Raw genomic sequence first — 12441 nt, forward strand, 5'->3', positions numbered from 1 at the left:
ATGCTGAAGCGCTTGGACGGTCCGGAAACCGGTCGTGGCGATACCCTGCATCCGGACAGGAAGGAGCCGGCCTCCTTCGATTTCCTGGACGCGATCAACTTCGCATGGCGCAACTGGAAGTTCATTGCCGGCGTCGCCGCGCTCGCGGTCCTGATCGGGGGGCTCTACATCGCCCGCCAAACGCCGCTCTACACCGCGACGGCCCAGTTGCTGCTCGATCCCAACAAGGAGAAGGCGGGCGCCCAGGATTCGATGCTCGCCGGATTCGCGCTCGATCTGCCCGCCATCGAGAGCCAGATTCAGGTCATCCGCTCCACCTCGCTGCTCAGCCGTGTGGTGCGGCAGGATCATCTCGTCACCGACCCGGAGTTCGGCGCCGCGACCCCGGTCGTGGGCAGCCGGGGGCTGCTCGGCCCGATCCGCGCGTTCTTCAGCCCCGCCCCCGCGCCTGCGCCGTCGGCGGCGCCTGCCGGACGCGACGAACTCGGCCGCAGCGAGCCGCCCACGCTCGAAGTGGCGCAGACGGTGCAAAACGTCATGGGCGCGGTGGGCGTTAGCCGCAACGGCCAATCGCTGGTGCTCAACGTCTCCTTCACCTCGGCCGATCCGGCGAAAGCCGTCCGGCTCGCCAACGCCATCGCCGACGCCTATGTCATCGACAAGCTCGACGCGCGCTTCGAAGCGGCCAAGCGCGCCTCCGCCTGGCTCAGCGACCGCCTCGTCGACTTGCGCAAGCAGTTACGCGAGTCGGAGGAAGCGGTCGCGCGCTTCCGCTCGGACAACAATCTCATCGGCGCGGGCGGCGGCAACGTCACGCTGAACCAGGACCAGCTCGGACAGCTCAACGGCCGGCGGGTCGCCGCCCGCGCCGAGACCGCCGACAAGAAGGCGCGGCTCGACCTGTTGCTGCAGGTGCAGGCGGCGGGCGGCTCCGTCGCGGACCTGCCCGATATCGCCAACGCCGGCGCCATCCCCGAACTGCGGCAGCAGGAGAACGACCTCATGCGCCAGGCGGCGGACCTGCTCGCTCGCTATTCCGACCGCCATCCTTCGGTCGTCAACATCCACGCGCAACTCGCCGATCTGCGCCGCTCGATCGCCAGGGAAGCCGAGCGGCTCGCCGCCGATGTCAAGCACGACTACGACATGGCGCTGGCGCGCCAGCAGGCGATCGAGAAGACGCTGAACGAGGTCACGGGGGAAACGGATCTCGACGCCTCCAAGGCCATCACGCTGCGCGAACTCGAGCGCAACGCCGCCGTCGACAAGACCCTGTTCGAGGAGTTCCTTCAGCGCGCGAAAGTGACGGAGGAGCAGTCCACTTTCGAGGCCCGCGACGCCCGTGTCATCACCCCGGCGCAGCCGCCGGCCCCGCAGACGTCGCCCCGGACGATGCTCGTCCTCGGCGCGTCGCTCGTCCTGGGTCTCGCGGCCGGAGTGGGGGGCGCCTTCGTCGTCGAATTGCTCAATCCCGGCTTCACGACGCCGCGGCAGGTCGAGGAATTTCTAGACCTGCCGCTGCTCGCCTCGATCGCCCTCATGGAAACGCGCGATCTCACCAACGACGGCGTGTTGATCACGATGCCGGAATATCCTTTCGTCAAGCCGCTGTCGCGATTCTCCGAGGCGTTCCGTTCGTTGCGCAGCGCCGTGCAAATGAGCGACGTCGACAATCCGCCGAAAGTGCTGCTCGTGACTTCGACCGTCCCCAGCGAAGGCAAATCGACGATCGCGATGACCACCGCAGCCTCCGCGGCGCGGTCGGGGCTTCGGACCCTGATCGTCGAGGGCGACCTGCGGCATCCGACCGTCTCACGCTATTTCAACGCCGCGGACGGCCCGGGCCTGGTCGATCACCTGGTCTACGGCGCCGAGCTCTCGAGCGTCGTCTTGCGCGACGAAAAGCTTCAGCTGTGGGTGCTGCCCGCCGGCGCCAAGACGCAGAATCCGCCCGACCTGCTCGGCTCGGATCGCTTCCGGGCGCTCATCGCCGAGCTCCGCGAGCAATACGACCTGATCCTCATCGATTCTCCGCCGCTTGGACCCGTCGTCGACGCGTTGATCGTTTCCCAACTCGTCGACAAGACGCTGTTCGTCGTGCGATGGGCGTCCACGCCGCGGGAAATGGTCGCCCATTCCGTCGAGCGGCTCGCCAGTCATCGAAAGGTGGCGGGAGTGGTCTTCAATTACGTGGTGCATGCGCAGGCGCAGAAATACGGGAAGTACGCGTACTCGTATTACTATGGCGATCGTTACTACAAGAAATACTATACGGAATGATCCGAGTCCGCGAAATCCGCTTCTGGACGGCGATCATCGTCATGATCCTGTCGGGACTGGCGATTGGAAGCGGCGCCACGGGTTTGAGCCTCGCGCTCGCCGAACGGTCCGCTGACGCGGCGAGCGCGGCGACCGCGTTGGCGCCTTTCGTCGGAGACAGTCTCGTCGGCGACGTCGCGGCGCGGGCCGCCGCGAGGCTGGCCCGACCACGGTCGCCCGTCGAGGCGGAGACATTGGCGGGCCAGCTGTTGTCGCAGGCGCCGCTGAGCTCCGGCGCCTGGCTGGATCTGGCGATTGCCCGGCGGGAGGCCGGAGAGCCGGCCGAGACCGTCGCCGCCGCGCTGGCGATGTCGACGACGACCGGCCCCAACGAACTGCGCTTCATGACGGCGCGCGCCAAATTCGCGTTGCCGTTCTGGAAGTCCCTGCCTCCGGACGTTCAGCATGCGGTGATCGCCGACCTCGTCGGGGGCTGGGCCGGGATCGACCCGGGCGCCAGGACGAAGCTCAGGACGATGCTCTCGAGCGCGCCCGAAGGGACAGTCGAAGCGATGCGGACCGCGTTGCTTCTGAACGGCGGCGACGACGCGGCGGCCGTCGACGCGGCGCTTCTGCCGGCCGCGCCGCCATCGAGCGAGCGCGTCGAACCGGGCGAACTGTCGGGGACGGACGGCGCCGACGACGTCTCGTCAGACCTCGGGCGCGCCTCGCCCGACCAGCGGAACTGAACCCGCGCCGCCGGCTCTGTCCGGTCCGCCGCTCCGCGTCCGTGGCCCGGAGGGCGCGGCGGCGCGGACGCCAAGACGAACGATCGGCCGCGGAACCGGCCGAGTTCGACACCTGCTATCGACTTCCACGCGGCTACCGAGGGCAACCGATGCAGATCGATTTCCAACCGACCGCGACCGGCAAACTCGCAGTGATCGGCCTGGGTTATGTCGGTTTGCCGCTCGCCGTCGAATTCGGCAAGGTGCGGGATGTCGTCGGCTTCGACATCAATGCGTCTCGGGTCGAGGCGCTGCGCACCGGCTGCGACACGACCCTCGAGGTTGCGGACGAAGACTTGCGCGCGGCGAAGTCGCTGCGTTTCACCAGCAATTGCGCCGACCTCGACACCTGCAGGCTGTTCATCGTCACGGTGCCCACTCCGATCGACGGCCATAAGCGTCCGGATCTCGGGCCGTTGCTGCGGGCCTCGAAAACGGTCGGCAAGGCCCTGAAGCGCGGCGACATCGTCATCTACGAGTCGACCGTCTACCCGGGGGCGACGGAAGAGGACTGCGTGCCGGTTCTCGAATCCGAATCGGGTCTGACGTTCAACCAGGATTTCTTCGTCGGCTACAGTCCCGAGCGCATCAATCCGGGCGACAAGCTGCACCGGCTGACCGAGATCAAGAAGGTGACCTCCGGCTCGACGCCCGAGGCGTCGGAGATCGTCGACTCTCTCTATCGGCAGATCATTTCCGCCGGCACCCACAAGGCGCCGAGCATCCGCGTCGCCGAGGCCGCGAAGGTGATCGAGAACACCCAGAGAGATCTCAATATCGCCCTGGTCAACGAGCTGGCGATCATCTTCAACAAATTGGGCCTCGACACCGAGGCCGTTCTGATCGCCGCGGGCACGAAGTGGAATTTCCTGTCCTTCCGGCCGGGGTTGGTCGGAGGCCACTGCATCGGCGTCGACCCCTACTATCTGACGCACAAGGCGCAGGCGATCGGCTATCATCCCGAGATTATCCTGGCCGGCCGGCGCCTGAACGACGGGATGGGGGCCTATGTCGGTTCGCGACTGACCAAGGCGATGATCCGCCGTCGCATCCAGATCGACGGCGCCAAGGTCCTGGTGATGGGGCTCACCTTCAAGGAGAATTGCCCGGATATCCGCAACTCGCGCGTCATCGATCTGATCAATGAGCTGAAGCAGTACAACGTCGGCGTCGATGTCTACGACCCGTGGGCGAATCCCGAGCAGGCCCGCCAGGAATATGGCCTGTCGCCGACGGCCGCCCTCACCCCCGACAGCTACGACGGCATCGTTCTGGCGGTCGCGCACGACCTGTTTCGCGCGATGGGACCGGAAAAGATCCGCGCCCTGGGCAAGCCGGCCCACGTCCTGTTCGACGTCAAGAACCTGTTCGCCGCCGACCAGTCGGACGTCCGCCTGTGACCGAGGCGGCGGCGGCCTATCGCAAGGTTCGCCGTGACCTGCAGGAGACGCCGAGATCGTGGCTGGTCACGGGCGTCGCGGGCTTCATCGGTTCGAACCTGCTCGAAACGTTGCTCGAGCTCGGTCAGCGGGTGATCGGGCTGGACAATTTCTCGACCGGCCACGCGCGCAATCTCGACGACGTGCGGGCCCGGGCCGGCGCCGCGCGCTGGCGCGGATTCGACCTGATCGAAGGCGACGTCACGCGGCTCGCCGACTGCCGCAAGGCGTGCGCCGGCGTCGACTGCGTCCTGCACCAGGCGGCGCTCGGATCGGTGCCGCGCAGCCTCCTCGATCCGATCGCGACCAACGCCGCCAATGTCGACGGCTTCCTGAACATGCTGGTCGCCGCGCGCGACGCGGAGGCGTCTCGGTTCGTTTATGCCGCGAGCAGTTCGACCTACGGCGATCATCCGGGACTTCCAAAGGTCGAAGACGTGATCGGCCGGCCGCTGAGCCCATACGCCGTCACGAAATACGTCAACGAACTCTATGCCGACGTGTTCGCCCGCTGCTACGGCCTCGAGTCGATCGGCCTGCGCTACTTCAACGTGTTCGGTCCGCGGCAGGACCCGCACGGCGCCTACGCCGCCGTCATCCCGAAATGGACCGCGGCGATGATCGCCGGCGAGCCGGTCGTCATCAACGGCGACGGCGAGACGAGCCGGGATTTCACCTTCGTCGACAACGTGGTGCAGATCAACCTGCTCGCGGCGACGACCCGGTCGCCCGACGCCGTCAACCAGATCTACAACGTGGCGGTCGGCGACCGCGTGACGCTGAACGGCCTGTACGGAGAGCTGAAGCGGCTGTTGTCCCCACACCATCCGCGCCTCGCCGACGCGCGCCCGATCCACCGCGAGTTCCGCGCCGGCGACGTGCGTCACAGCCAGGCGGACATCGGCAAGGCGCGGAGGCTCATGGGCTACGCGCCCAGTCATCGGTTCGCCGAAGGCCTGCTTCTCACCGTCCGCCGTCATGTCGAGGCGGCCCGGCAGCCGGCCGCGTCATGACGACCGCAGCCGGCAATTCGCCGAAAGGCCCGAAAGCGCCATCGCTGTGGCGCCTGTGCCGGCTGTTCTTCGCCCACCTGTCGAAACGGCGGCGCTGGCAGCTCGCCGGGGTCCTGGTGTTGACCTTCGCCGGCGTCTTCGCGGAGCTGGCGACGCTGGGCGCGGTCCTGCCGTTTCTGGCGCTGCTGTCGAACCCCGCTTCCGCGCTCCACTATCCGGCGATTGCGGGCGCTGCGGCCCTTCTCGGCTGGAAGGACCCCGCCGACCTGCTGCTTCCGGCGACGCTGCTCTTCATCGCGGTCGCCCTGTCTTCGGGCGGCGTTCGAACCCTGCTGACATGGAGCAGCCTCAAGTTCTCGTACGGCGTCGGCGCCGACATGGGTCGCGACATCTATCGTCACTTGCTCTATCGGCCGTTCGCCTATCACGCGACCCACAACACCAGCGACGCGATCGCCGGCATCAATCACGTCGGCGTCCTGATCTCCTCCTTTCTCAATCCGCTGATCCAGACCGTCGTCTCGATCCTCTTCTCGATCACGATCCTGATCGCCCTGCTGCGGATCGATCCGGCGATGGCGTTGTCGGCCGGGCTCGGCTTCGGGCTGATCTATGTCTTTGCGACCGTCGCCGCCCGCCAACGCCTCGCAGCCAACGCTGTCATCAACGCAAAGGCGGATGGCGCTCGTATTCTCGCTGTCCAGGAGGGGCTCGGCGGCATCCGGGACGTCATCCTCGACAGCGTCCAGGAGCTTTACGTGCGCCGGTTCTGGCGCTTCGACGCCATGCAGAAGAACGCGCAGTCCAACAACCAATTCCTCGCCGGTCTGCCCCGCTTCCTCGTCGAGTCGGTGGGCGTCGTTCTGATCGCGGTCGTCGCCTACGCCGCGACGCGGCGCGCGGCGACTATGACCGCCGCGATCCCGGCCCTCGGCGCGCTGGCGCTCGGCGCGCAGAGGGTGATGCCGCATCTGCAGCAGATCTATTTCGGCTGGGCGGGGCTCGCCGGCAATCGCGATGTCGTCGCCGATCTGCTCGGCAAGCTCGGCCGCCCGGCCCCGGCGAGCGCGCCGGCGAAGGCTGCCCCCCTGCGGTTCGACCGGTCATTGTCTCTCCGCGACGTCAGCTTTCACTATGCCGCCGATGGTCCGGACGTGATCCGCCATGTGTCGCTGGACATTCCTCCCGGGGCCCGGATCGGCTTTGTCGGCAAGACCGGCAGCGGCAAGAGCACCCTGTTCGATCTCGTCATGGGGCTTCTGAGCCCGACCGAAGGCGCAATCGAGATCGACGGCGAAAGGCTGACCGACGCCAACCGCCAGGCGTGGCAGGCCGGCATCGCCCATGTGCCCCAGTTCATCTTTCTTTCGGACACCAGTCTTACGGAAAACATCGCGTTCGGGCGCGAGAGGGCCGAGATCGACATGGGCCGGGTCAGGGCGGCTGCGGGCAAGGCGCAGCTCGCCGACTTCATCGAGACCCTGCCGAAAGGGTATGAGACCGTGGTGGGCGAGAGAGGGGTCCGCCTGTCGGGCGGACAACGCCAGCGCTTGGGCATCGCCCGCGCCTTCTACAAGGACGCGCGCCTGATCATCCTGGACGAGGCCACCAGCGCCCTGGACGACGCTACGGAAAACGCGGTCATGGCCGCGGTGAACGCTGTGGGCGACGGCGTAACCGTACTGGTAATCGCGCACCGGACCACGACGCTGAGGAGCTGCGATGTGGTTTTCGAACTGGCCCAGGGTACGGTCCGCCGATTCGGGAACTATCAAGAATTATTCTGTTTTTGATAGGACAGAACATAAACTCCTAATAGCTTGAGGACCTCGGGATGCCGACGCTGGTCGAAACGCCCACTATTTCAGTCGTCATTCCTCTATATAACATGGAAGCGACGATTATCCGAGCCGTTTCCAGTATATGTAATCAGTCGCGTGCTGTCTCTGAAATCATCGTCGTCGATGATGGTTCGACAGATGGCGGCGTTCAGGCGCTACAAAATTGTGGCAAGCGCATTGTTCTCGTGTCTCAGTCCAATTCCGGCGTCGCGGCCGCACGCAATGCTGGTATCAATCATGCCACCGGGGACTATATCGCTTTCCTGGACGCCGATGATGAGTGGAGCGCCGACTTCTCTGCCACCATCTGTAATTTAATTTCCGAAGATCCCGATGCGTTTGTCTTCGCTACTAACTACCAGTACGTCGAGCCGGACGGCGTAATCAACGACAGCGGCGTCACGGCGGCGTCGTTTACGAAGAACGAATTGATGAGCGTCGAATATTTACGCTTTCTTTGGAAGGGCGTCTACCTGTTCAACTCAAGTTCGATTTGTGTGAAACGGTCCGCATTTGCTTCCGTTGGGCTGTTCGATACAGGACTAACGATTGCTGAAGACATCGACATGTGGGTTCGCTTGGCGCAATACGGGCGTTTTCTATATTCGCCTCGCGTGTGTTCCGTTTATCATAGAGACGATCCATATCGCTCGCCCAAGAAGGACACTTACTACCAAGCGATTTACTACCTGGAAAAGACTGCAGGCATAGAAGCGTCTTGGGTAGGCGACCCTCGCGGCCGCGCTTATCTAAATCTTTTCATTACTCGTTGTATCTACGCCCATTACGCGGATCTCTATCGGTATAACGGCCATTCCGGGAAACTCTCGCTTCGCCTGAGACCATATTTAACGTTGTTTCAGCGCTTTAAACTTGCGCTCAAGAAGCTGCCTGCGACGACACTTCGGACTGCACTGGGCGCTCCGTGCTGGGATTTGAAACGTCCGTGGGAGCGACGGGTGTCGTCTGTCGGGCGGTGCAAACGAAGTACCCGCATCTAATCGTCCTGGGCGACGGCGCCGGCGCTCTGGAAGACGGCCCCGAAACCGCGACAATGTCTGAGGAACCCATGGTCAGGACGCCGTTCGAGCCGCCGACCATATCCGTTATAATTCCTATACATAATATGGAAACAACAATAGTCAGGGCTATTGCGAGCGTATACGGTCAATCAATGGCGGTCTCTCAGATAATTGTTGTTGACGACGGATCGACTGATCAAAGCGCAAAGGCGGTACTTGACTATGGATCGCAGATCGTCCTATTAACGCAGCCGCCTCTAGGTGTTTCGGCAGCCCGCAACGCCGGTATCTCTCAGGCAACAGGTGACTACGTCGCCTTCTTGGACGCCGATGACGAATGGCATACGGATTTTATCGCTACAATTTGTGATCTCATTCGCCAAGACCCAGATGCTTCGATTTTTGCCACCAACTACCAATACATTGAGCCGGACGGATCCGCTCGCGATGCTAGCGTCGAGACGGCGTTGGCGTCTGGGGACATTCCGACAGGAGTTGCCTATCTGCGCTGCTTGGTTGAAGGTATCTACCCGTTCTACACAAGTTCAATCTGCGTGCGACGATCCGCTTTTGCTTCCGTTGGTTTGTTCGATACGAAACTGACGTTTTGTGAAGACATCGATATATGGGTTCGGCTGGCGCAGCGTGGACGCCTTTTATACTCGCCGCTCGTGCGTGCCGTTTGTCATCGAGACGCTAGAGACAGGTCCAATGATCAGCGGGCCCGCCAAGTCCAATCGATACATTATCTAGAGAAGATGGCGCATATAGAATCTTCGTGGGTAGGCGACCCTCGTAGTCGCGCCTACCTCAATTCGCTTGTATCTCGTGGAGTTTACGCGCATTATGCCGACATGTATAGACATTACGGGTACTCCGGGCCGGTTTCGGATTATTTGATCTCATACTTGTCGCTTTGGAAGCGAATTAAGCTCGTAATCAAGAAACTGCTGGCACAAACCCATCCATGACTTCATAGGCCTCCGGCATGACGTATAATAATCACTTCTTGCAGATCTTTACACCCCCAGTCCTGATTCGCATTCATCGGATGACTATATCCCTCATAAGTCATCTTCCCTTCAGTCGATTTCGATTTCTTCGGCATTACGACCGACTACTCAAGTCACTGCGAGGGGATTATATCGGTTATACATTTTTCAACGCACGAATGATATGCAATATCCATGATATGATACAATCATATATATTTCATTTTGGTGTTTGGGAGCCAGAGATTAGTCAGATAATTGAAAATTCGCTTACTACAGGTGATGTTTTCATCGATGTTGGCGCCAACATTGGATACGATTCTCTTCTCGCGGCGTGGCGGGTGGGGCAGTTAGGAAAAGTGGTCGCCATAGAGGCTTCGCCGACGACATTCGCCATGCTCGAAGCAAATCTGAACCTGAACGAGTACGCTAAGAATGTGCGCGCGGTACAGATTGCTGCGTCGGACCGATTCGAACAATTGAATCTGTACAACATGCCTGAGCACAACATCGGCGCCTCGACCACAATCGCCAGTCGCGCGATCGGCCGCGGAGGCCTTTTCTTTGCCAAGGTTCAGGCAAAGCCGCTCTTGGAAATTCTTCATCCGGAAGAGATCGCGCGGGTTCGCCTGATTAAGATAGATGTTGAGGGCGCTGAGCCGGCAATCATGTCGAACATTCTCGATTCCCTCCATTGCTTCCCGGCAAATATGGAGATAATTGTGGAAACAAGTCCCCATGACGACTACGAGGCGTCGAGGAATGTCTTCATTAGAATGAAGGAAGCTGGGTTCTACGCGTACGTAATCGAAAATGATTATGACCGAGAGCGTTACCTTTCGAGAGCTCTGTCGTTGCCGGTTAAAACTGATGAACTCCCGGACGTTCAATGCGATCTATTCTATACGCGCCGGCGTCTAAACTGTGGCCCTTGAGCCTTCTCCGCCTCTCGAAATGCCCAACGTCTGTTTCTTATCGGGAAATATATCTTCCGGTTGGGGGAACCGAGCGAGTGGCGACGGTGATTGCGAGCGCGCCGCACAACTGATGCAATCAAAGCGACGAGGTCAAAATGGAGATCCTTAAGCAATTGATACGCGCTTCTATACCTGACAAAACGCTGGGGCGCTTGCGGGAAGCAAGAGATGCATTTTATCAGGTCAGGCCGGACTATGAGTCCGTGGAACGAAGAGAATTCATGCGCAAGTCGTTCACAGCTCTTTCTTTTAATGGGATCTCCGGTGACTATCTCGAATTCGGCTCATGGGGCGGTATGACCTTCTCGCTCGCCTATCATGAAAGCAGACGAGTGAAATCTACGTGTAAATTGTGGTCTTTCGACTCCTTTCGTGGCCTTCCACCCCAAGTTGGTCCAGAAGATGAGCATCAGATGTGGATTGAAGGAGCTATGAGCACGGGACTCGCAGAGTTTAAAGCGATCTGCAAGCGTAACGGAATTCCGGAAAATGATTATGTTACTGTTCCTGGTTACTATGAAGACACGCTCGAGACACAATACGTCGGGGATATCAAACTACCTAACGATGTTGCCATGGCATACATCGATTGTGATCTCAATAGCTCTACCAGGACGGTACTCTCATTCCTTAGCAGCCGCATGAAGCACGGGATGATTCTGGCTCTGGATGATTATTACTGCTACTCGCCACGTACGCTTTCCGGCGAACGTCTAGCTTGCCTCGAGTTTCTACTTAACGATAGGCGATTTCATTTTTCCCCATTCGTTCAGTTCGGCTGGCACGGGATGTCGTTTATTGTCGAAGACCGCGCAAAGCATCCGTCTCAGCAACCTGAAATTCCTTAGAGTAACATCCCTGACGAGTTTGCGCAGTGAAGATCATTTGCTTTGCCGTGTTCACGATTGTGGCTGTTTATTGCGTCAGCCAAGACAACTCAGGCGGGATACCCGCCTCCTGGAAACAGAACCGACGTCGTCATCGTCATGACATCCTCGCCGTCGCGACCCCGCAAGACGCCCCGCGTCTGCTTCCTGTGTGGAAACATCAGTCGATCGGGGGGGACCGAGCGGGTGGCGACGGTCATCGCGGGCGCCCTAGCCGAGCGCGGCTTCGAGGTCTCGATCCTCAGCCTGTCGCACGGCGAGCGCGCCGTCTTCCCGCTCCATCCGACGGTGCGCCTGCATTCCCTGCACATGGAACGCCACAGCGCCAATTTCAGCGACGTCCGGGTCTGGTCGAGGCTGCGCAGATTTCTGAAGCAGAACGGCATCGACCGGGTCGTCGACGTCGACATGGTTCTCAGCTGGTACAGCATCCCCGCCTCGTGGGGCACGGACGCCACAGTCGTCGCCTGGGAGCATTTCCACCTGTTCGTGAACGTGGGCGACTGGCCGCAGCGCCTGCGCCGCTATGCGGGTCGTCGACTGGCGGCGCGCTCGGCGGCGGCGGTCGTGACGCTGACGGAAAAGGACCGGCGGCAATACCTGAGGCGCCTGCCGGGGCGGGCCCCGGTGTTCGCCATTCCCAACCCCGTCACGATCGCCCACGACAAGCGCGCTCCGCTGGACGCACGGTTGGTGTTGGCCGCGGGCAGACTGGTGCCTCAGAAAGGCTTCGACCTTCTCCTCGAAGCCTGGGCGCAATTGTCGAGCCGGCGCCCGGGGTGGCGACTGCGAATCGTGGGCTCCGGCCCCGAAAGGGCTGTGCTGGAATCCCAGGCGACACGCCTCGATATCGCCCTCTCCGTCGACTTCGCGCCGAACACCACGGACATGGCTTCGGAATTCCAGCGAGCCTCAATCTTCGTATTTTCTTCCCGCTTCGAGGGCTTCGGGCTTGTCCTCGTAGAGGCGAAGTCCTTTGGGCTCCCTGTGGTCAGTTTCGATTGTGACTGTGGACCGGCCGACATTGTGCGCCACGAGCAGGATGGATTGCTTGCGCCCAAGGAGGACGTTGGAGCGCTGGCTTCAGCATTGGATCGCCTGATGAGCGACGAACAAGAACGAAGGCAATTTGGACAGATTGCTTTCGAGGATTCCCGCTTCGCATTGCGCCATATTTTGTCCCAATGGGAGCGTCTACTCGCGTAAACGCCAAACCTAAGCGC

Annotated in this window: 10 protein-coding genes; all 10 read left to right on the forward strand. The window is 61.4% G+C overall.

The features are described from left to right. The 10 genes from DFR50_RS22000 to DFR50_RS22045 all read left to right on the forward strand — a co-directional run bounded on the left by DFR50_RS22000 (position 1) and on the right by DFR50_RS22045 (position 12424). Positions 1-2280 carry a GumC family protein gene (locus tag DFR50_RS22000; protein WP_113891412.1) on the forward strand — a complete coding sequence of 760 codons (2280 nt, stop codon included), beginning with the start codon at positions 1-3 and terminating at the stop codon, positions 2278-2280. Further along, the gene (locus DFR50_RS22005; protein WP_113891413.1) at positions 2277-3008 is read left to right on the forward strand and encodes a hypothetical protein; all 732 of its coding nucleotides are present in this window, start codon (positions 2277-2279) and stop codon (positions 3006-3008) included. Before DFR50_RS22000 ends, DFR50_RS22005 begins: the two co-directional genes overlap by 4 nt. Positions 3009-3157: 149 nt before the next feature. Further along, the gene (gene tviB / locus DFR50_RS22010; RefSeq protein ID WP_113891414.1) at positions 3158-4447 is read left to right on the forward strand and encodes a Vi polysaccharide biosynthesis UDP-N-acetylglucosamine C-6 dehydrogenase TviB; all 1290 of its coding nucleotides are present in this window, start codon (positions 3158-3160) and stop codon (positions 4445-4447) included. After that, positions 4444-5499 carry an SDR family oxidoreductase gene (locus tag DFR50_RS22015; RefSeq protein ID WP_113891415.1) on the forward strand — a complete coding sequence of 352 codons (1056 nt, stop codon included), beginning with the start codon at positions 4444-4446 and terminating at the stop codon, positions 5497-5499. Before tviB ends, DFR50_RS22015 begins: the two co-directional genes overlap by 4 nt. After that, positions 5496-7292: an ABC transporter ATP-binding protein gene (locus DFR50_RS22020; protein ID WP_113891416.1), complete on the forward strand. Its 1797-nt coding sequence runs from the start codon at positions 5496-5498 to the stop codon at positions 7290-7292. The genes DFR50_RS22015 and DFR50_RS22020 overlap by 4 nt, the downstream gene beginning before the upstream one ends. Before the next feature lie 41 nt (positions 7293-7333). Further along, positions 7334-8341: a glycosyltransferase family 2 protein gene (locus tag DFR50_RS22025; protein WP_113891417.1), complete on the forward strand. Its 1008-nt coding sequence runs from the start codon at positions 7334-7336 to the stop codon at positions 8339-8341. A gap of 53 nt (positions 8342-8394) precedes the next feature. Further along, positions 8395-9333 carry a glycosyltransferase family 2 protein gene (locus DFR50_RS22030; RefSeq protein WP_113891418.1) on the forward strand — a complete coding sequence of 313 codons (939 nt, stop codon included), beginning with the start codon at positions 8395-8397 and terminating at the stop codon, positions 9331-9333. A gap of 221 nt (positions 9334-9554) precedes the next feature. Next, positions 9555-10289: an FkbM family methyltransferase gene (locus DFR50_RS22035; protein ID WP_170153332.1), complete on the forward strand. Its 735-nt coding sequence runs from the start codon at positions 9555-9557 to the stop codon at positions 10287-10289. A 137-nt stretch (positions 10290-10426) separates the two neighbouring features. Further along, a complete protein-coding gene (locus DFR50_RS22040; protein WP_113891420.1) occupies positions 10427-11179 on the forward strand; it encodes a TylF/MycF/NovP-related O-methyltransferase in 753 nt (250 codons plus the stop codon). A gap of 138 nt (positions 11180-11317) precedes the next feature. Continuing rightward, a complete protein-coding gene (locus tag DFR50_RS22045; protein WP_113891421.1) occupies positions 11318-12424 on the forward strand; it encodes a glycosyltransferase family 4 protein in 1107 nt (368 codons plus the stop codon). Positions 12425-12441: the final 17 nt, after the last annotated feature.

This window comes from Roseiarcus fermentans (assembly GCF_003315135.1).
GTDB lineage: Bacteria > Pseudomonadota > Alphaproteobacteria > Rhizobiales > Beijerinckiaceae > Roseiarcus > Roseiarcus fermentans.